This window comes from Neisseria sp., from assembly GCF_030523955.1.
Taxonomy (GTDB): Bacteria; Pseudomonadota; Gammaproteobacteria; order Burkholderiales; family Neisseriaceae; genus Neisseria.
Genome location: NZ_JAUNHL010000051.1, coordinates 1 through 18,894, shown reverse-complemented (window position 1 = coordinate 18,894; position 18,894 = coordinate 1). Strand labels below are relative to the sequence as shown.

General features: G+C 51.8%; 20 protein-coding genes. 9 read left to right on the top strand and 11 right to left on the bottom strand.

Going from position 1 to position 18,894, the window contains the following annotated elements; all coding sequences use genetic code 11:
* From Q4C79_RS10375 to Q4C79_RS10340, 8 genes are all read right to left on the bottom strand, one after another.
* Positions 1 to 727, bottom strand: a 727-nt coding sequence (locus Q4C79_RS10375; protein WP_303090946.1) for an ATP-binding protein, incomplete at its 3' end; no start/stop codon positions are given.
* A gap of 306 nt (positions 728 to 1,033) precedes the next feature.
* Positions 1,034 to 2,146 carry an alpha/beta fold hydrolase gene (locus Q4C79_RS10370; protein WP_303090945.1) on the bottom strand — a complete coding sequence of 371 codons (1,113 nt, stop codon included), beginning with the start codon at positions 2,144 to 2,146 and terminating at the stop codon, positions 1,034 to 1,036.
* 126 nt (positions 2,147 to 2,272) lie between these two features.
* A complete protein-coding gene (locus tag Q4C79_RS10365) occupies positions 2,273 to 3,112 on the bottom strand; it encodes a formylglycine-generating enzyme family protein (protein ID WP_303090944.1) in 840 nt (279 codons plus the stop codon).
* Between the two features lie 26 nt (positions 3,113 to 3,138).
* The gene (locus tag Q4C79_RS10360; RefSeq protein ID WP_303090943.1) at positions 3,139 to 3,972 is read right to left on the bottom strand and encodes an SDR family oxidoreductase; all 834 of its coding nucleotides are present in this window, start codon (positions 3,970 to 3,972) and stop codon (positions 3,139 to 3,141) included.
* Positions 3,973 to 3,998: 26 nt separating this feature from the next.
* Complete coding sequence (locus Q4C79_RS10355; RefSeq protein WP_303090942.1) at positions 3,999 to 4,439, bottom strand: nuclear transport factor 2 family protein; 441 nt, start codon at positions 4,437 to 4,439, stop codon at positions 3,999 to 4,001.
* A gap of 24 nt (positions 4,440 to 4,463) precedes the next feature.
* A complete protein-coding gene (locus Q4C79_RS10350) occupies positions 4,464 to 5,045 on the bottom strand; it encodes an NAD(P)H-binding protein (protein WP_303090941.1) in 582 nt (193 codons plus the stop codon).
* Positions 5,046 to 5,071: 26 nt separating this feature from the next.
* Positions 5,072 to 5,494, bottom strand: coding sequence for a nuclear transport factor 2 family protein (locus tag Q4C79_RS10345; protein WP_303090940.1), 423 nt, complete (start codon positions 5,492 to 5,494; stop codon positions 5,072 to 5,074).
* Positions 5,495 to 5,555: 61 nt separating this feature from the next.
* Positions 5,556 to 6,404 carry an aldo/keto reductase gene (locus tag Q4C79_RS10340; protein ID WP_303090939.1) on the bottom strand — a complete coding sequence of 283 codons (849 nt, stop codon included), beginning with the start codon at positions 6,402 to 6,404 and terminating at the stop codon, positions 5,556 to 5,558.
* A 215-nt stretch (positions 6,405 to 6,619) separates the two neighbouring features.
* On the opposite strand from Q4C79_RS10340, the gene Q4C79_RS10335 reads away from it, so the two are divergent.
* The 6 genes from Q4C79_RS10335 (at position 6,620) to Q4C79_RS10310 (ending at position 13,341) form a co-directional block, all read left to right on the top strand.
* Positions 6,620 to 6,910 carry a YciI family protein gene (locus Q4C79_RS10335; protein WP_303090938.1) on the top strand — a complete coding sequence of 97 codons (291 nt, stop codon included), beginning with the start codon at positions 6,620 to 6,622 and terminating at the stop codon, positions 6,908 to 6,910.
* Between the two features lie 53 nt (positions 6,911 to 6,963).
* Positions 6,964 to 7,854, top strand: coding sequence for a LysR family transcriptional regulator (locus tag Q4C79_RS10330; RefSeq protein WP_303090937.1), 891 nt, complete (start codon positions 6,964 to 6,966; stop codon positions 7,852 to 7,854).
* A gap of 163 nt (positions 7,855 to 8,017) precedes the next feature.
* The gene (locus Q4C79_RS10325; RefSeq protein ID WP_303090936.1) at positions 8,018 to 8,347 is read left to right on the top strand and encodes a helix-turn-helix transcriptional regulator; all 330 of its coding nucleotides are present in this window, start codon (positions 8,018 to 8,020) and stop codon (positions 8,345 to 8,347) included.
* A gap of 154 nt (positions 8,348 to 8,501) precedes the next feature.
* Positions 8,502 to 9,545, top strand: coding sequence for an LLM class oxidoreductase (locus Q4C79_RS10320; protein WP_303090935.1), 1,044 nt, complete (start codon positions 8,502 to 8,504; stop codon positions 9,543 to 9,545).
* A gap of 122 nt (positions 9,546 to 9,667) precedes the next feature.
* On the top strand, positions 9,668 to 10,744 hold the full coding sequence (locus Q4C79_RS10315) for an NADH:flavin oxidoreductase/NADH oxidase (protein WP_303090934.1): 1,077 nt from the start codon (positions 9,668 to 9,670) through the stop codon (positions 10,742 to 10,744).
* Positions 10,745 to 11,649: 905 nt separating this feature from the next.
* Positions 11,650 to 13,341 carry a hypothetical protein gene (locus tag Q4C79_RS10310; protein WP_303090933.1) on the top strand — a complete coding sequence of 564 codons (1,692 nt, stop codon included), beginning with the start codon at positions 11,650 to 11,652 and terminating at the stop codon, positions 13,339 to 13,341.
* A gap of 247 nt (positions 13,342 to 13,588) precedes the next feature.
* On the opposite strand, the gene Q4C79_RS10305 is transcribed toward Q4C79_RS10310, so the two are convergent.
* Entirely contained in the window at positions 13,589 to 14,206 is a 618-nt protein-coding gene (locus Q4C79_RS10305) for a glutathione S-transferase family protein (RefSeq protein WP_303090932.1), read from the bottom strand.
* A gap of 278 nt (positions 14,207 to 14,484) precedes the next feature.
* The gene (locus Q4C79_RS10300) at positions 14,485 to 15,192 is read right to left on the bottom strand and encodes a YafY family protein (protein ID WP_303090931.1); all 708 of its coding nucleotides are present in this window, start codon (positions 15,190 to 15,192) and stop codon (positions 14,485 to 14,487) included.
* Positions 15,193 to 15,409: 217 nt separating this feature from the next.
* On the opposite strand from Q4C79_RS10300, the gene lpxB reads away from it, so the two are divergent.
* From lpxB to Q4C79_RS10285, 3 genes are all read left to right on the top strand, one after another.
* Positions 15,410 to 16,591, top strand: coding sequence for a lipid-A-disaccharide synthase (gene lpxB / locus Q4C79_RS10295; protein WP_303090947.1), 1,182 nt, complete (start codon positions 15,410 to 15,412; stop codon positions 16,589 to 16,591).
* A 2-nt stretch (positions 16,592 to 16,593) separates the two neighbouring features.
* On the top strand, positions 16,594 to 17,172 hold the full coding sequence (gene rnhB, locus Q4C79_RS10290; protein ID WP_303090930.1) for a ribonuclease HII: 579 nt from the start codon (positions 16,594 to 16,596) through the stop codon (positions 17,170 to 17,172).
* A gap of 589 nt (positions 17,173 to 17,761) precedes the next feature.
* Positions 17,762 to 18,118, top strand: a complete 357-nt coding sequence (locus Q4C79_RS10285) for an energy transducer TonB (RefSeq protein ID WP_303090929.1) — start codon at positions 17,762 to 17,764, stop codon at positions 18,116 to 18,118.
* Positions 18,119 to 18,362: 244 nt separating this feature from the next.
* Here Q4C79_RS10285 and Q4C79_RS10280 read toward each other — a convergent pair whose 3' ends face one another.
* Positions 18,363 to 18,773, bottom strand: coding sequence for a DUF4440 domain-containing protein (locus Q4C79_RS10280; protein ID WP_303090928.1), 411 nt, complete (start codon positions 18,771 to 18,773; stop codon positions 18,363 to 18,365).
* Positions 18,774 to 18,894: the final 121 nt, after the last annotated feature.

Below are 18,894 nucleotides of genomic sequence, written 5' to 3'. Positions count from 1 at the left end.
TTTTGAAATAATCCGCTACATTTTTGCCTGAAAACGTGTTGCCGATATTATCAAAGGCATATTTAACGATACGTTCGAGTAACTCCACATCACGAATTTTGTGGCGTTGCACCGTGTCTCGTAAAATCACAGACGCATAAATATCTTGTACGATTTTATAAACGGTTTCCTGCTCATAATCCGCCGTATGCACCATTGGGAAACCGCCTTTACGCAAATATTCTGTGAAAAGTGCGGTGGAATTTTGCATTATTTGCTGTGTGTAGCCCGCTTTGAAATCTAAAAACTCTTGGTACGATAAGGTAAAAATCGGGATTTCTACATAACGCCCGGCAAGGTAAGTCGCCAGTTCGGACGACAATAAATGTGAATTGGAGCCTGTGATGTAAAGGTCAAGATTGAAATCCACAACAAACGCATTCACCGCTTTTTCCCAGTCGGCAACTTCCTGAATTTCATCAAGCAGAAGGTAGTATTTTTCGGTGGTCTGGATTTTCTCTTTCACCAAGGCATAGAGCTTGTCGGCGGTTTTAAAATCAGCAAAGGCAAAACTTTCAAAGTTGATATGAATAATTTGCTGTTCCGCAATGCCTTGTGCCAACAATTCCGCTTGCAGCAGTTTAATAACCGTTGATTTCCCCGAACGGCGAATGCCCGTAATCACTTTGATTAAAGGCATATTGATAAATGGTTTGAGCTGATGGAGATAGTTTGGGCGATTGATCATAATAAAGTTTTTCTAGGTATGTTCAAAATTAGGAGTGATTTTACTATTTTGTTGTGGTTATAACCATAAAAAATTTTAATCATGAGGCGTTTTTAGGTTACAACCAAAAATATCGGGACTTCTCACATTCTACAAAGCGTTTCCCACATTTATACCTATTTCAATAATCCAAACTTTTATGAGAATAATTACTATAACTAAAGTAATTACAAGGCAATCTGCTGGACAATTTGTTCATCCTGCCATTTGGCGAACTGATTTACAAAAATGCCGTCTGAAACCTAAATTTCAGACGGCATTAAATCCTTACTTATCCAACCCTTTCTCTTTCAACCAGCCGGCCAGATGTTCGGCCACTTGTTGGTTGTTCAAATCGCTGAACGGAAAATGGGTGTTACCTTTGATGCCCACTTTGGGCAGGTGCACCAGCGTGGCTTTGCCGCCGTGCTTGTTGACGGTGTTTACCCAATCTTGCGCCAGTTTCATGCGCATATACCATTGGTCGCCGCCTTGGGTGCCGTTTGGCGCGTCGGGGATAAAGTCGCCGAAGTAGATCACAATCGGGATTTGTGTGAGGCGACGGAAGGTGCCGGCGTCGGTTTTCATCGGGGAGATGTTGCCGAAGCGGTTTTCCATCAGCGGCGGCACTTCGCCTTCGGGGAAGGGGAAGTTGCCCGGCTCGTAGGCCACCACGGCTTTGACGTTGGGGTTTTGGCCGGCAATCAGCCAGCCGAACGCGCCGCCGGCGGAGTGGGTAACCAGAATGCCGCCGCCGATTTTGTCGAACAGCGCGCCCATGCTGCCGGTAATCGCGGCGGCATCGGTGGGGCCGGTGTCGGGGGTGATGGTGCGGAAGAATTGTTGCAGCGCGGCTTGATCTTGCGGAAACGCTACACCTTGGTTGAAGTTCGGGTAGCTGCCGATGCGGAACTGGGCGAACCAGAATTGATCGTCGGGGGTGGCTTTGATTTCAGAACCAACTGTGCTGCGGCCGGCTTGTCCGCGGCGCGGCTGGTCAACCAGATACACGGGGTAGCGTTTGCGCAGGAAAATGTTTTGGAAGCCTTCGCGGCCGTCGGGCGTGGTCTGCCAAGCGCGCATGGAGCCGCCGTAGCCGTGCAGGAACACCAGCGGCAGGCTGCGGGCGCGTTCGGGGATTTGGTAGAACACGGCGGCGTGGTCGCCGTGCAGGGTTTGGCCGCCGGCTTGGGTGGAAGCCTGATAAACGTTCCAGAAGTCGTTGTTGTTGCCTTTTAAGGCGGCGGGGTTGGCATCGTAGCGGCCTTCGCTGGTTTTTACGGTGCCGCCGACGGTAAAGCTGCCTTGTTCTTTGATTGTCAGGTGACGATGATCATGCGTGGCACAAGCCGAAAGCATGGCAGCCAGTGCGACAGCAGAGATGAGTCTGGATATTTTCATTTTTCTTCCTTTCTGATTTCATATTGCCTGTCATGGTCAAATGTTGGGCATCAGGCGGGTTGAAGATGAATACCGCCTTTGCTCAATATCCCAAGGCAGCCAATCGCACACCCTGGACAGCCGCGCTTATTCTGTTTCCATCACCAAACGAAAACCAATGCTGATACCCCGGTAGTCGGGTGGGTAGGGCTTGCGGAAAGCAACGCGCCAACTCGTGGCGGTGCTGTGCCAGCTACCACCGCGAACGGTTTTGTCCCGCCGGTTGCTGGCAGCGCCCTGCGTACCAGCCGCGGTATAGGCAGAGAAATCGTCTTGTACCCATTCCCAAACATTGCCATGCACGTCGTACAGCCCCCAGGCATTGGGCAGTTTTTGTCCGACAGGATGGGTGCCGCCACTGGCAAAATCTTCACCGAACCAGGCATGTTTTCCCAAATCGGCTTCGTGATCACCAAAGGAATAAGCGGTTTGCGTGCCGGCGCGGGCGGCATACTCCCATTCCGCCTCGGTCGGCAGGCGATAGCGCGTGGTTTTTTCCAATTGGTTGAGTTTGGCAATGAACTCCTGCGTATCCTGCCAAGACACTGTGGCGGGATGGTTAGGGCGAGTGATCCGCGCCGCCATGCCGGGCAGGTTGTAATACGGGTTGGAGCGGTCGCGCGCGTAAGGATTTTCACCCATGACCTTTTCCCAGTCGGCCTGGGTGACTTCATATTGGCCGATGTAAAACGGTTTGCTGATGTTGACGCGGCGCTGCGGTTTTTCTACTGCAAATGCGGCAGGGTCGTCGTCTGCAGATCCCATCAGAAAACTGCCTGCCGCAATGGCAGAAAATGTCATGCCGATACTGTTGGTGCGCACCTGCATGGGGGCGGCAGGTTTTGCATTGGCTTCAGCAGGGGTTTCGGCCTGTGAGCAGGCTGCAAACAAAGTGGCAGCAAGCGCAATCATGGTTTTTTTAATCATGACAGTCATTGATTTTTTGCCAATGCTTATTTCTTTGCCGCCAGGTTTCCGTATTTGTAAAACGCGGTGGCGCCGCCGTCGATGAGAATGTCGCTGCCGGTGATGTAGCCGCCGCTGGGGCCAAACAGCAATTCCGCCAAGGCGGCTATTTCGTCGGGCGTGCCGCCGCGTCCGGCGGGGGCTTTGGCCAGCATGTCGCGGTAAAACGCGCCGCGTTCGGGGCTGGTGAGTTCGTCATAGGCCAAGGGCGTGAACACGATGCCGGCGCTGATGCAGTTGATGCGCGCGCCGCGTTTGCCCCAGCGCACGGCTTCGGCCTGCACGCGCAGGGCGTTGCCGCGCTTGGCGATTTGGTAGGCGCGCAGGCTGTCGTCAATATCGCGCACAAAGGGCAGATTCAATAACTCTTCGGCAGGCAGCAAGGCCAGATCGTCGGCCTGCTGTTGCGTGAGTTCGTCAATCTTCAAACGGTGGGAAGATTGCGAACCAATCACAACGGCGGCGCCTTGCGGCGCGATGATGTCGCCGAAATATTCAAACACCAGCGCCGTGCCATACAAATCCACGCGCAAAATATCTTGCGGCGCGGCTTGCGAAGGCGACAGCCCCGCCGTATGCAACACACCCGCCACATCACCCAAGGCTTGGGCGGTTTGCGCCAAGGCGGCCACCGATTCACGCTCGGCCACATTCACTGTGGCGGTGCTGCATTCAAAACCCGCTTCGCGCAAGGTTTTGGCGGCCTGTTCGGCGTTTTCCGGTTTAATGTCTGCCAGCAGGATATGTTTGCCGATGCTGATGCGGCGGGCAATGGCTTGCGCAATCGCGCCGCTGCCGATGATGACGTTAACAGGTTTCATGGCGCTCTCCTAACGGCCAGAGGTGTTCAGCCGATCACACGGGTTTCGCTGATCATGAAGTTGGCAATGCGTTGGCTGATGAGCCATTGGCCGTCTTGCTTCACATAAGTATCTTGATAGCGCACGCTGTGGTCTTGCAAAACCTGTTTGCCGTCTTGCTCGCCCACCAGTTTTACCGCGCAATAGTTGATGGCCTCGGCCTCGGTTTCGCTGCGAAAGGTTACGGTGTGTTGGCCGTTGAGGTGGTAAACGCTGTGAAACTGTGCCAGAAAGCTGCTGAAAACCTGTTCGATTTCTTCCCTGCCTTTGGCTTCGGCAAACAGTTTGCCGCCGATATAGGTGTTGACTTGGGCATCGGGGGTGAACAAGGGCATTTGCTCGGCCACGCGTTTTTCATCGGCCAGGTTGGAGAAGGTGTCCACCAAGTCTTTCAGGGCTTGGCGTTCAATTAGTTGGTTCATATTCATCGTTTTTCCTTTCTGTTGAAAAAATCAAACTTTGGCAATGCCGATGCTTTGGCGAATGCCCAATGTCTCGTTTTGCACCAATTTGCCGATAAAATCGGCAATGCTTTTGCGTGAAACGCTGTGGCCTTTGAAGGCTTCGCCTTTGTAAGTCAGCTCATAATCCACTTCCGCATCGTTGGTAAACCAGGCGGGGCGCAGAAGGGTAAAGTCCAGATCCGATTGCTCAACCACTTGGGCAGATTGGCGGTACGGCTCCAAAACTGCGCCGTGATCTTCGCCTGTTTCGCCATAAATACCCATTGAGCTGATAAAAATCAGGCGCTTGACGCTGTTTTCTTTCATCGCCTGCACGATGTTTTGCGCCATGGCTTTCAGGTTGCCTGAAAGGCCGGCATACACCACATGCTGCCCCTGCATTGCGGCGCTTAATTGCGCTGCGTTCAGCACATCGCCTTCCACAACGCGCACGCGCTCGCCGGTAAATGGGCGCACCGAGGCGGCATTGCGGACAAACAGCGTTAAATGGTGCTCCGGGTTGGCCAATAAAACCGGGATAACCTGTTTGGCAAGGCTGCCGCCGGCACCCAGGATGAGGATATTTTTCATTTTTCTTTTCCGTTGACAATGATCAATCAATAAGTGGTGGCCACGGCGCTGCGTGCTTTCCATTGGCCTTTTTCCCGCACCAGTTGGTAATCGAGTTGCAGCGGCCAGGTACCTTGCGCGCCCCAGATATGGGCGGTGGTGCGGCTGCGGCCGATAACGCGGGCGGTATCACCTTTCACGTTTGCCTGAACACTTTCCTCTGCCATGTTGAAATAGCGCATTTGGCCGTTTTCAATCTGCTGCAACCATTCGGCGCGGGATTGCCGGTAGCCGGTGATGTGGGTCAGGGTGAAATCGGCGGTGGTCATGCGCGCAATGGCGGCGGTGTCCGCTTGCAGCATGGCGTGGTTCATGGCGTGGTAAAACTGCTCGGCAGACATGGTGTTTCCTTGGGAAAAAACGGCTGGGGAGAATAAAACGAGCGCTGCGCTGATAAGTAAATGTCGCATGAGGCCTCCTTGTTTTCAGACGGCCTCAAACCGCTTCAGGCCGTCTGAAAGGTTGATACGCTTAATCGTGAATCTTCATGCCGCTCAACCATTTCACCCGCTCGGGGTCGCGGTGATCCAGAAACAGGCTTTTGCCGGTGTCGAGCGCGGCAATCTGTGCCATATCTTGCGCATCCAGCTCGAAATCGAAAATCTGCGCGTTTTCCAGCACGCGGGCGGGAGTAACCGATTTGGGGATGACGGCAATGCCGCGCTGGTTGAGCCAGCGCAGAATCACTTGCGCCACGCTTTTGCCGTGTTTGGCGGCGATGGCCGACAGCACGGGATGCTTGAAAATATCGTTCTGCCCTTCGGCAAACGATGCCCAGGATTGGGTAAGGATGCCGTGTTCGCGATGAAATGCCAGCTCGCTTTCGCGCTGGTAAAACGGGTGCGTTTCAATTTGATTAACGGCCGGAACGATGCGGTTGTGCAGCATCAGATCCATTACACGGTCGGGGTGGAAGTTGGAAACACCGATGGCGCGGATTTTGCCGGCTTGTACTGCCGCCTCCATTGCCCGCCATGCGCCATGCACATCGCCATACGGCTGGTGGATAAGATACAAATCCAGATAATCCAAGCCGAGTTTTTGCAGCGAAGTGTCGATGGCTTTGGCGGCGGCGGCCTCACCGGCATCTTGCACCCACAGCTTGGTGGTGATGAACACGTCATCACGCGGCACACCGCTTTGCTTCACGGCACGGCCGACTGCTTCTTCGTTCATATAGGCCGCCGCGGTATCGATCAGGCGGTAGCCGCTTTGCAATGCGCCGACCACGGCCGCTTCGGTTTGCTCCGGTGCGATTTGGTACACACCGAAGCCCAGCATGGGCATGGTAATGCCGTTGTTGAGGGTTGCGGTTTTCATGGGCTTATCCTTTCTGCTGAAAATAGATTGCATTGTAAGCCTGTTTTCCGGCGTTGATTAGCGGGGTAAAATCGCATGGCCTTGTGAATTTTTTTCAGTAATCCCACCGCCATGAAAGAAAACCTCAACCGCCTGCGCGCCTTTCTGATGGTGGCGCAAACCGGCAGCTTCGCCTTACAATAACAATGTTTTCACAACATTCCGAGCACCCGTAAATGTTTATTATTGCCTTAACCTACATCCGGCCGATGGCCGATATCGAAGCGAATCTGCAAGCGCACCGCCAATTTCTGGACAAGTATTATGCAGCCGGCACGTTCTTGTTATCCGGCCGCAAAGAACCGCGCAACGGCGGCATCATCATTGCCAAAGCGGGCAGCTTGGCGGAAGTGCAGAAAATTGTTCAAGAAGATCCTTTCCACCAAGCGAACGTGGCGGAATATGAAATCACCGAATTCCTGCCCTCGAAAACTGCGGCGGATTTGGTGCAATATCGGGAACTGTAAGCCCCGCCGCTCCAAATGCCCGATCACCTTATGCCAAAAAACTACCAATCGCCATGAAAGAAAACCTCAACGACCTGCGCGCCTTTTTGATGGTGGCGCAAACCGGCAGCTTCACCAAAGCGGGCGCGCAGATGGGCGTTTCCGCCTCGGCGTTAAGCCATGCCATCCGCGCGATTGAAGAGCGACTGCAAATCAAGCTCTTTCACCGTACCACGCGCAGCATTTCGCTTACCGGCGCGGGCGAGCAGCTTTATGCCGAACTCTCGCCGCTGTTTGAAGCGGTTGATGCCAGCATCGACCATCTGGGCAGCTTTCGCAACACCTTGCGCGGCAGCCTGCGCATCAACGGCAACAGCCATGCCTTTGCCCATGTGCTGCGCGACAAATTGCAGGCATTTATCGGCGCGCATCCTGAAGTGGAAATGGAGTTGGTCAGCGAGCTACGCTTCGTCGATATTGTTGCCGAGCGTTTCGATGCCGGCATCCGCCTTGACGGCGATGTGGCCAAAGATATGGTGGCGGTGCGCATTTCGCCCCCGCTGTACCTGCGCGTGGTCGGCAGCCCCGATTATTTTGCCCGCCACGGCGTGCCGCAACAGCCGGATGACTTGGCCGCCCACGCCTGCCATTCCACGCGCCTGCCCACTTCCGGCGGCGTGCTGTCATGGGAGTTCCGCCACCCCGAAAGCGGTGCGAAAGTGCTGTTTGCCCCGCAAGGGCGCGTGCTGGCCAACAGCAGCGAAGTGCTGAAAAATCTGACCTTGGCCGGACAGGGGCTGGTTTGGCTGTTCGACGAAATCGTGCGGCAAGAACTCGATAGCGGCGCCTTGGTGAGCGTACTCGACGATTGGGCGATGCGCTACGACGGTTATTACTTGTATTACCCCAACCGCCGCATGAATTCGCCGCTGCTCAAAGCGCTGGTAGCGGCGTTGCGGGAATAGGGTGTGGAACGCTTTCAATGCCTGTCTGAAAATAATTGTGTTGCCAGTATCCATTAAGAAAAAGCATCGTTTTGCGATTGAATTTTGAATTGCCAAATATTTTTATTTACAAATCTAAAAAACTAGATATAATGGTCGTCATACACACAAACCGCACCATACCATGAACATCATCGAAATCTTAAAAGCCTTATCCAACGAACACCGCTATCAAATGCTGCAATGGCTGAAAAACCCTTACCAGCATTTTCCTGCCGAGCGTTTGAACAACCAAGAAATGCTGCAAGCCTCGGGTGAAGCGTTCGACGGTTGGGTGTGCGTGGGCATGATAACCGAAAAATCGGGCTTGGCGCAGTCGGTGGTGTCGGGTTATTTGAGCACCTTAAAGCAGGCCGGGCTGATTGAAAGCCGGCGGGTGGGCAAATGGACGTATTACCGCTATCTGCCGCAAGGCGTGGCCGGATTAATCGAAGCTCTGCAAACAAACTTGTAAGGCAAGGATTCAGCGGTTCGCGGCAGCCGGTTTTGCCGCGTATCGTAAACGTTTTGTGCTGTTCGCAGCGATTTTTAAAGGGATTAAATATCTAAATTTTTAGATATATGTAATACAGAAATTTTCGATTGGTAAACTTAAAGGAGTCATCATCATGAAAACCCAACTGCCCAATCTTTCCGTGTTAAACCAAGACAACAGCAGCTTGTTTGAGCAAGCCGCCGCCGCGCCGCTTGCAAATGGCCTCAAACTGCCTGAAACACTGGCGCAGCATCCCGCCTTTTCGCGCGTGTTCCAAGCGGGCAAACTCACTTTCGGTCTGATTGCGCCATTCAAAGGCTATGCCGACAGCCCCTTCCCCGAGCTGCACGACTTTGCCGAGCTGGCGCAGGCGGCGGATAATGGCGGATTTGCTGCGCTGTGGCTGCGCGACGTGCCGTTTTACGACCCCGCTTTCGGCGATACCGGCCAGATTTACGATCCATTCGTTACCGCCGGTTATCTTGCCGCGCTGACCCGCCGCATCGCCATCGGCACCGCCGGCATTGTTACCCCGCTGCGCGAACCGCTGCACGTGGCCAAAGCCGCCGCCAGCATCGACGCACTTTCAGACGGTCGTTTTCTGCTGGGTATGTCCAGCGGCGACCGGCCGGTGGAATACCCCGCGTTTGCACAAAATTTCGACAACCGAGCCGAACGCTTCCGCGAAGCGTGGGCCATTATCGACACCGCCACCCGCGAATCTTTTCCGCGCCACGGCAGCGAACATTACGGCAACCTGAGCGGTAACATCGATATGCTGCCCAAGCCGCAAAGCGTGCTGCCGAAAATCGCCATCGGCCGCGCCCGGCAAGATTTGGCCTGGCTTGCCAACACGCCTGATGCATGGATTTGGCACGGCGTCGATCCTCAGCAGGTCGGAAAAATCATCAATACGATTAATGAATTAGGCGACGGCCAAACCTGGAAACCGTTTGGTTATGCCAATTTCGTTGAAGTGCTGGATAATCCCAACGAGCCGGCCAAACTCTACAACAACATCTTTTTGCGCGGCGGCGCCAAAGGGTTGGCAGACTATTGGCAAGAGCAGCGCGAACAAGGCTTGGCGCATGTAACCGTCAATCTCAAGCCCACCCGCCGGCCGGCAAAAGAAGTGTTGCAGGAATTGAGCGAAACCGTGTTGCCGCAGTTTGCTTAATTAAAGGTTTCAGACGGCCTAAAACCCCCATGCCTGTCTGAAAAAACGATGGCAGATTCAATCGGTTTTTCAGACAGGCATCGTAAGTTATCTTTTCATCTATAAACAACAAGGAACCTCAAATGGCTAAATTCCGTTTTCTCAACACCCCGTTGACCATCAAAAACCTCGAGCTGAAAAACCGCTTGGTGATGCCGCCGATGTGCCAATATCAGGCCACCGACGGCGTGCCGAACGATTGGCATTATGTGCACTACGTTTCCCGCGCCGTCGGCGGTGCCGGCCTGATTATTGTGGAGATGACCAACGTTGCCCCCAACGGCCGCATCAGCCCGCGCTGCTTGGGATTGTGGAACGACGAACAGCGCGATGCGTTTAAAAAAATCGTCGATGCCGTACACGCGCAGGGCAGCAAGATTGCCATTCAAATCGCCCACGCCGGCCGCAAAGCCTTGGGCGCCGACGATGTGGTGTCCGCTTCGGCCAACGGCGCATACGGCGGCGGCATGGAAGCCGACCCGCGATGGGGCGGCTATCAGGAACCGCGCGAATTGTCGCGCGCAGAAATCGCCCAAACCGTGCAGGCGTTTCAGGATGCGGTGCGCCGCGCGGTGGAAGCGGGTTTCGACGCCATCGAGTTGCACGGCGCACACGGCTATCTGATCCACCAGTTTCACGCGCCGAAAACCAATCTGCGCACCGACGAATACGGAGAAAACAAATTCTTGTTCGGCGAACAGGTGATTGCCGCCGCCCGTGCGGTGATGCCGCCGGAAATGCCGCTGTTGGTGCGCATTTCTGCGCAGGAATACGGCGCAAACGGTTATGACCTGGCCTATGGCTGCGAAATCGCCAAGCGTTATGCCGCGGCAGGCGCCGATGTGATTGATGTGAGCGGCGGCGCCGACGGTACGCCCGATGCTGCGCATATGCCGCAGATTGCCGCCGGTTATCAGGTATATTTGGCCGATGCGGTGAAAAAAGCCACCGGCCTGCCGGTGATTGCCGTCGGCCTGCTGGACGATCCCGCCGTCGCCGATTATGTGTTGGGCAGCGGCGCCGCCGATCTGGTGGCCGTCGGCCGCGGCCTGCTGCGCGATCCGTATTGGCTGTTAAACGCGCAATACCGCCAAACCGCCGCCGATGCCGCGCCGGTGCAGTTTGTGCCCGATTCGTATCGGCGCGGCTTCGGCGTGTAGATTGAGAGCTTTGCAAAATTCTTTTCGATACTTTAAACACGTGCGTCATGCTCGGGCTTGACCCGAGTATGACGAAAAATTGATCAACTCAGGATTAAAACAGCTTTTTGCAAAGTCTCAGGTTTTGAACTTTGGCGCAGCAACGAAGCAGCAAAAGCTCGAAGAGAACGATTTTGTAAGCCGCTAAAGTGGCAACAGAATCGGTTCCGTACTTGTTGTGTACTGTCTGCGGCTTACTGCCTTGCATCGAAGTCATTAAATCCGCTATATGAAACAACGTTTATCGACAGCCAGGCCATTCCGGTTGTGTCAGGTTCTTGGCAATATCCTTCGGTAAAAGAACCATTGGCGATCGGTGAGGAAATGGCGCCGACGGTAGAGAAGGGTTGTTTGCGCCTTATAAACTTGTATTTAAAATTAATTTTATTTATTGCGATGTGTAAATAAATAATTTAATTAACTTGGTTAGATGTTATTATTTTTCTTTGTTTCTTTAATAACTTTCAATTGTGTTTTCTTTAAAAAATATTTTTTTAATTATACTTACAGTTAATATTGTTTTTTAAAAAAATAGTTTTTTATGTAATTTTTATTAAAATTTTCTTAGTATGACCTTTATGTATTTGTTATAATCCAATGGCATTAATCGGCAAAAGGATAAAAACGTATCGTATGTAGGGCGCAATACGGCTTTCAGATAGGCATACGTTTTTTCCGGTGCGGATAACAATATATTGAATATCATGCCTGTGCAGGAGATATAGCAGATTAACTTAACTTTCGCTACGGCGTTGCTGCGCCTTGCCGTACTACTTGTACTGTCTGTGGCTTGCTGCCTTGTATCGAAAATTAATTAAATCTGCTATAGATAAAGCAGGCGGTTTTATCGACAGAGAGGTCTTATCATGAGCGTAACACAATGGTTTGAGGTAAACGGCTACGACAGCCGTTCGGCGGCTTCGGAAGGAGCTTTCAGCACCAATCGGCAGTCGCTGACTTTCAATGGCCAGGTCGACCCGGCCAGCACCGCTGTACAAATTTATACTTATCGTACGGCCAAAGCAGAAAACGGGGAGACGGTGGTTCGCGAATATCTGACTACGGTTGATAAAAGCCAGATAAATGCCGACGGTACGTTCACCGCTTACGGTATCACGGAAATGAGCGGTGATGTGCGCTTTGAATTGCAGGCAACGGCTGCTTCGGGTAACTTAACGCTTACCCGTATCAGCGGCACGGTGAACGGCAATAATCAGAGCATGCAGATTGTGTCGGAAAACGAGGTGATGAAGGCGGACGCGGCGGGCAATTGGCACAGCTATTCGCGCGATATCGAGGTACGCGGCCAAGTCGAGCCGGGCAGCACGCAGGTACGGGTGCAGTTGGATCGCGAAACTTATACGGTAGACAATATTAATGCCGACGGCAGCTTCACCTTGTCGCTGAAAGACTTGGATGCCGGCCAGCATACGATTACGCTGAAATCGACCGATGCGGACGGCAACAGCGGTAAAGATGTATACAGCATCAGCGTCGGCCAGCAATACGGCGGCGGTGCGGTGGTGATCGATAAAGATGAAAACGTTGCCGTGCACCAAGGCGCTACTAGTTTGGGAGGAAGCGTGCTCTATGAATATTATCTGGAAAAAGGCGGCAAAACTCCCGGCGTGATGAGTTTTAGCGTAAACGGGCAAACCGCAGCGGCGGGCGAAACCTTGGCGATTGAAGGCATCGGCAGCATCCGTATTAATTATGACGGCGGTTATAGCTTGCACTTGAATAATCTGGATTATGTAGGCCGTGTACCGGACATCACTTATCAGGTGAGCAACGGCACCGATACCGACTCCTCCGTGTTATCTGTTCGGGTAAACGACATCAACGGCAACGCTTATACCGAAAGCCTTCAGGCCGCCAATAATGCCGACGGGGCGGACAATACGCTAGAAGGCCGCTTGAGCAGCGATGTGTTAATCGGCGATACCCGCAACAGCGGCGTGCTCGGTATCGGTGAAGATAGCTTGGTGTATACCGTGAAGGCCACCCATGATGTGATCGAAGGCAACAGCGGCAATGATATTTTGTTCGGCGACAATGTGAGTACCGCCGGGTTGAACTTTGCCGCCGGCGACGGCAGCGACGCTTACCAAGCTTTGCGGGTGTATGTGGCGCAAAAACTGGGCAACAGCAGCGATGACGCGGTACGCAGTTTTATCGTGGAAAACTGGCAGAAGCTGCTCGACAGCAGCAGCAATGGCGGCAACGATGTTTTGCGGGGTGAAATCGGCAATGATGTTTTGATCGGCGGGGCGGGGAATGACGTGCTGATCGGCGGCACCGGCCGGGACCAATTCGTTTTTGTGACCAACAGCAACAGTGGCCGGGATATCATTAAGGATTTCGATAGCGACTACGACCGCTTGGTATTCACCGAAACCTTAAGTTCCAAGAATGCGGTGTGGAATGATGCGGAACATACGCTCACCTTTACCGGCGTAAAAGATGGTCAGACTTATCAAAACAGCATCACTTTCGAAAATATCGAATCGGGTTTGACGCTGGAAGATGTGTTGAAAACACAGCAGGTATTGGCCTAATCACGAATAAATGCCTGTCTGAAAACGATTATTTCGTTTTCAGACAGGCATTTTTTATGCTGCATTTGCCACTCTATCAAACTGAGACCTTTGCAAAAAACTTTTTAATCCTGAATTTATTGATATCCTCGTCATACTCGGGCTTGACCCGAGTATCTGCTTTTTCTTCTCAAACGACTAGATGCTTGGGTCAAGCTCGAGCATGACGCAAGTGTTTTCAGGTATCGAAAAGAATTTTGCAAAGGTCTCAAACTGATTCGGCCAAAACCTTTTCCTGTTCAAGCGATTGAAGATGGGCGGCGCGCGCCAGATGGCGGCCGGTGTATCGGTCGAATACTTCATCGGCAGACACAAGCTGCATTTTGTTGAGCCAGTCCAGCAGGCCGCTGTAATACAGATCCATCGCGCTGAAACGGTCGCCTACGATAAATTCGCGGCCGTTCAAATGCGTGCGCAATACGTTCAGCGCGGTTTCAAAATCACCGTAGCCGATGGACGAACGTATTTCGGGCGGATTTTCTATGCCGCGCCTTTTGTCGATTGCGCCGTATTCCAGCTGTAGGGCAAAACACATCCAGCGATAGTATTCGCCACGTTCGATGCTGCCCTCGGCGGGAATCAGCTGCTTTTGTGGAAACTGTTCGGCCAGATAAGTGATGATGGCGACGGTTTCGGTTAATATTTTGCTGCCTACGTTCAATGCGGGTACTTTGCCCAGAGGATTGATGGCCAAATACTCGGGCGAGCGGTTGTTTTCTCCCAGCTTGAGTACCACAGTATCGTATGGTGTGCCGCATTCGGCCAGCATCCACAGTACCATGCCGCCGCGGGACGGAACAGCAGTATAAAGAGTGGGTTTGTGCATTTTGATTCTCCTGAACGGTGGTTTGTGAGGTGATTATGCAGCAGGCGGATGTCAGTTTTTGTCAGTAGTGTTTGGCTAATCAAAATGCCTGTCTGAAAAGTTTCAGACAGGCATTTGGTTTTATGGTGGCTTAAATTCAAGTAGCAGATTAACTTAACTTTCGCTACGGCGTTGCTGCGCCTTGCCGTACTACTTGTACTGTCTGCGGCTTGCTGCCTTGTATCGAAAATTAATTAAATCTGCTATATGACGGAAAAGTTGAACAGTAAGCGGTTTCATCATATATCAAACTTGCTCAAATCGATTCCCTCATGCCGTTGCCATTCGTTCATCAATACCCTGCGCGGGGTAGGATAAGGTTCGCCGAGTGTGGCATCGGCCATTCGGTCGGGACGGAAGTGGCGAAACGCCTGCCGCATTTCGCACCAAGCTGCCAATACCCGAGCGTCATCAAAATAGCCCACTGCCAATGGCCACACGGTGCGCCGGCCGGTACGGTTTTCAGCGTCGGTATAATGAAAGGAGAGTTTGCGATTGCCGCGCAAAGCGGTGCGGATGATCAATAGTATTTGTTGTTCGCGCTCTTCGGATTCGTTGCGGCCATGAAGGGGGAAAAGCGCTTGTTCTTTGAATGATTGGGACAATTTTTCAGGCAATACGGCATGGATTTTCGAAAGTGCGCTTTGTGCGGCATCGGCAAGGCCGCTATCGGCATTGAGCAGGGTCCAGCGCATGCCGAACACCAATGCTTCGATTTCATGCTCATCGAACATCAAGGGCGGCAGCAGGAATTCGGTTTTGTGCAATATCAATCCCACACCCGCTTCGCCCTGAATGTCGGCGCCTTGCCGGCGTAATGTTTCGATGTCGCGGTATATTGTGCGCACACTCACGTGCAGCCGCTGTGCCAGCACCTCGGCGCTGACGGGATAGCGGTTTTGCCGCAATTGTTGCAAAAGCTCGAGCAGGCGTTCCGATCGGGTCATAGAAATTTCTTTCAGACAGGCATTGCATGCGATTGTACCGCGGATTGTTAGGTAAACCGTAGCGCAGGCCCGGTTTATGTTTGAATTTGTGATGTGGCGCGGCATACGGCAAATCAATAGGATTTCCGTTTATTGCGGTAAACATGCCGTCGGCGTAGAAACTGCCCAACTCAGTGTGCTTTCGGTAAAATGGCACTATTTTTACATTAAAACAGGCATTTTATTTATGACTGATTCCACTAACCGCAACCGCCCTTTAACCATCGCCATGTGCGCCGGAGAAGCCTCCGGCGATTTACTGGGCGCACACCTGATAAAGGCTTTGCAGCAGAGGCGGCCGGATGCGCAGTTTATCGGTATCGGCGGGCCTAAAATGCAAGCTTTGGGCTTTAAAAGCCTGTATGACCAGGAAAAGCTGGCGGTGCGCGGTTTTGCCGAAGTGGTGAAACGTTTGCCGGAAATTCTGAAAATCCGCAAAGGGCTGATTCAGGATATGCTCGATTGGCAGCCTGATGTATTCGTTGGCATTGATGCGCCTGATTTTAATCTCGGTGTGGAAGCGAAACTAAAACAGACAGGGATTGCGACCGTGCATTATGTGAGCCCTTCCGTATGGGCGTGGCGGCGCGGCAGGGTCAATAAAATCGTGCACCAAACCAATAAAGTATTGTGCCTGTTTCCGATGGAGCCCCAGCTTTATATTGATGCGGGCGGTAAAGCGGAATTTGTCGGTCATCCGATGGCGGAAACCATGCCGATGGAAGCCGATCAGATTACTGCGCGCGATGAATTGGGTTTGCCGCAAGGGATACCGGTATTTGCCCTGATGCCGGGCAGCCGGGTCAGCGAAATCGATTATATGGCGCCGGTGTTTCTGGAAGCGGCCAAATTGTTGCAGATGCGTTATCCGAATGCCCGGTTTGTATTGCCGGCCGCCACTGCCGCTTCCCGCGCCCGTTTGCAATATTATCTAACCAAGCCGGTATTTCAGTCGCTGCCGATAGTGGTCACCGAAGGGCAGGCGGCTAAGGCCGCTACTGCTGCGGATGTGGTGATGGTTACCAGCGGAACCGCCACTTTGGAAGTGGCTTTGTGTAAGCGGCCGATGGTGATCAGTTACAAGATTTCGCCGCTCACTTATGCTTATGTACGTCCGAAAATCAAAGTGCCGCATGTGGGCTTGCCCAATATTCTGCTAAATAAAGAAGTGGTGCCCGAATTAATGCAGGATAGGGCCAAGCCTGAATTTGTGGCGCTGGCCGTGTCGGAGTGGTACGAATCTCCCGACCGTGTTGCTTCATTGCAGGCGGATTTTAATCTGCTGCATCATGAGTTGCGGCGCAATACGGCAGATTTGTCTGCCCAAGCGGTGTTGGCAGAAGTGAAAGAAGGACGATAACCATGACTTTATTAATCGCCGGCGTAGACGAGGCGGGGCGCGGCCCTTTGGTCGGCAGCGTGTTTGCCGCCGCTGTTATTCTGCCGCCGGATTATGATCTGCCGGGCCTAACCGATTCGAAAAAACTGAGCGAAAAAAAACGCGACAGCTTGGCGGCTGCAATTAAAGAACAAGCGCTGGCCTGGCATATTGCCGAGGCTAGTGTGGCGGAAATTGCCGAACTCAATATCCTGCATGCCACCATGCTGGCTATGAAGCGGGCGATAAACGGGTTAGCGTGCGTACCGGATAAGGTGTTGATCGATGGCAACCGCATACCGAGAGATTTGGCGGTGAACGCCGAAGCAGTGATTAAGGGAGACAGCAGCGTGGCGCAGATTTCCGCAGCTTCGGTGTTGGCTAAAACCGCAAGGGATGCACAAATGTATGCACTGGCCGAGCGCTTTCCGCAATATGGCTTCGAAAAACATAAAGGTTATGGTACGGCCGTACATTTAGCCGCCTTGCAACAATATGGCGCGCTTCCCGAACACCGCGCAGCTTTCGCTCCGGTGGCGTTGATATTGAAAGCAGGCGGATGATTTGCAGGTTGGCTTACGAATCACTGAAAGATGCAGAAAGAAAATTTTATCTTTGAAAGAAAGGTAGGGCGACAAGCGGATTTTCGATATCCCACCCGCTTGTCAACAAAAAAATAAGGATTTTTTCTTTCTGATTGTGGTTTGAATGACACATTTTTTCTAGAATTTCCGGTTATTTTTTCAGATAACCGGATTATTTTTTGCTGACAAAATCCGTCACATTCAGAGGTGTATGTTATTTTTAGCCTTGATTGAGGTTCTAAACTCTAAAATACCATCATGTTTTTTATAAGTTTTTTTTGTATTTCTATAAGGGTGGAAAAGCATGTTGACGTAAATTGTCGGCTCTTGCCCTAGGCTGTCATATTAAAAATACCGTTCGTCGAAAAAAATAATCGGAAGACAAAATCTTTTGACAAATTTCAAGTTGTCAAAAATAAAAAAAGGAGGCACAATGGCAACAACTAAACAAACAGCACAACGCTGAAAACGAAATAAAAGCAGTAACTAAAAACATAAAGCTGGCGGGATGTAAATAAAATAATGCCGGTTAACTTAATTCACATTACAAAATTTAAAGGGTCAAAAAATGTCTATCCGTCATACTGTATCTACCGTTCTGGTTTCCGTTGCACTTTTTGCTGCACAAGGTGCTTCTGCTCAAGATATCCAATTTTTTAAGAAAAACGCCGAAGTGGTGGCTTCGGGTGCGGATGTTGCCGGTAAATTGGCCGTTCGCATGACCATTAATGCCGACGGTTCTGTTGATCATGTACGCGTTACCCGCAGCAGCGGTGATGTCAGCATTGATAATCGTGCCGTTGCTTGGATGGAAGACCAAGTTGTCCGCCCGATGACCATGAATGGTGAGCCGCAAGTATTCAGCGTGGTAAAAGAAATCAAATTTTCTCACGACGGCGCAATGCAGTTGGGCTTGAAAAAATAAGTTTTGTTCATGATGCAGGGTCGGGATGCCCTGCTGATGAAAACCAGTTCTTTTGTTGTTATCATTGTGTATTCTCTCTGTTTGGGCGCTTTCCTTTTTGGAAGCGCTTCTTTTTTTGTGTGTTAACCGACAACAGTATTAACAGCAAGAATGAGGTAGAAAGCTTAACTGGTGATTGCTTGACAAAATGCCTGTCTGAAAGCAATAAATTAGATTTCAGACAGGCATTGATTAAGAAAAACAGTTACGGCAATTTCCCTTGTTCGCGTAAATTGTTTACCGAAACGGCAGAGGCGGGTGTGCCTTGATGATACAGCAATTGCCAGCCCTCGTTTTCATTTACCCAAATTGAAGAGCGCCAAGTGTAGAAGGTATCCCCTGAGGGTTGGGTTGATGCGGAAAAGTAAGTCAGCAACGCTTGTTTTTCCCCAAGGATCTGTACGGCATGATTGTTTGAGCGGGTGGGCGGTGCCTTGCTGCATGAAGACAGATAGCGGATGACCGTTTCACGGTTGTAGGGTGAACCAGATTGCCCGACTTCGTGAAACTGAGGATGCAGCAATTTTTCCAAACGTAAGGGTGTGCATAAAATACCGTGATGATGTAACTCGGCTTCCAGTGTGGTGAGGTGGTGCAGTAGGTTTTCCATAATCATGTATATGAATCATTAGGCGATACTGTTGTGATAAAGGCTGTCTGAAAAAGTTCAGACAGCCTTTTTGTTGGCCTCGCCGACAGGAATCGAACCTGTATTTTACGCTTAGGAGGCATACGTT

What these genes read in the sequence shown, in the direction of transcription:
- Q4C79_RS10305 (WP_303090932.1), bottom strand. Translation starts at nt 14,206, where the DNA reads ATGCACAAACCCACTCTTTATACTGCTGTTCCGTCCCGCGGCGGCATG.
- Q4C79_RS10355 (WP_303090942.1), bottom strand. Translation starts at nt 4,439, where the DNA reads ATGAATATGAACCAACTAATTGAACGCCAAGCCCTGAAAGACTTGGTG.
- Q4C79_RS10370 (WP_303090945.1), bottom strand. Translation starts at nt 2,146, where the DNA reads ATGAAAATATCCAGACTCATCTCTGCTGTCGCACTGGCTGCCATGCTT.
- Q4C79_RS10365 (WP_303090944.1), bottom strand. Translation starts at nt 3,112, where the DNA reads ATGATTAAAAAAACCATGATTGCGCTTGCTGCCACTTTGTTTGCAGCC.
- Q4C79_RS10335 (WP_303090938.1), top strand. Translation starts at nt 6,620, where the DNA reads ATGTTTATTATTGCCTTAACCTACATCCGGCCGATGGCCGATATCGAA.
- Q4C79_RS10285 (WP_303090929.1), top strand. Translation starts at nt 17,762, where the DNA reads ATGTCTATCCGTCATACTGTATCTACCGTTCTGGTTTCCGTTGCACTT.
- Q4C79_RS10310 (WP_303090933.1), top strand. Translation starts at nt 11,650, where the DNA reads ATGAGCGTAACACAATGGTTTGAGGTAAACGGCTACGACAGCCGTTCG.
- Q4C79_RS10325 (WP_303090936.1), top strand. Translation starts at nt 8,018, where the DNA reads ATGAACATCATCGAAATCTTAAAAGCCTTATCCAACGAACACCGCTAT.
- rnhB (WP_303090930.1), top strand. Translation starts at nt 16,594, where the DNA reads ATGACTTTATTAATCGCCGGCGTAGACGAGGCGGGGCGCGGCCCTTTG.
- Q4C79_RS10315 (WP_303090934.1), top strand. Translation starts at nt 9,668, where the DNA reads ATGGCTAAATTCCGTTTTCTCAACACCCCGTTGACCATCAAAAACCTC.
- Q4C79_RS10300 (WP_303090931.1), bottom strand. Translation starts at nt 15,192, where the DNA reads ATGACCCGATCGGAACGCCTGCTCGAGCTTTTGCAACAATTGCGGCAA.
- Q4C79_RS10330 (WP_303090937.1), top strand. Translation starts at nt 6,964, where the DNA reads ATGAAAGAAAACCTCAACGACCTGCGCGCCTTTTTGATGGTGGCGCAA.
- Q4C79_RS10360 (WP_303090943.1), bottom strand. Translation starts at nt 3,972, where the DNA reads ATGAAACCTGTTAACGTCATCATCGGCAGCGGCGCGATTGCGCAAGCC.
- Q4C79_RS10280 (WP_303090928.1), bottom strand. Translation starts at nt 18,773, where the DNA reads ATGATTATGGAAAACCTACTGCACCACCTCACCACACTGGAAGCCGAG.
- Q4C79_RS10320 (WP_303090935.1), top strand. Translation starts at nt 8,502, where the DNA reads ATGAAAACCCAACTGCCCAATCTTTCCGTGTTAAACCAAGACAACAGC.
- Q4C79_RS10340 (WP_303090939.1), bottom strand. Translation starts at nt 6,404, where the DNA reads ATGAAAACCGCAACCCTCAACAACGGCATTACCATGCCCATGCTGGGC.
- Q4C79_RS10350 (WP_303090941.1), bottom strand. Translation starts at nt 5,045, where the DNA reads ATGAAAAATATCCTCATCCTGGGTGCCGGCGGCAGCCTTGCCAAACAG.
- Q4C79_RS10345 (WP_303090940.1), bottom strand. Translation starts at nt 5,494, where the DNA reads ATGCGACATTTACTTATCAGCGCAGCGCTCGTTTTATTCTCCCCAGCC.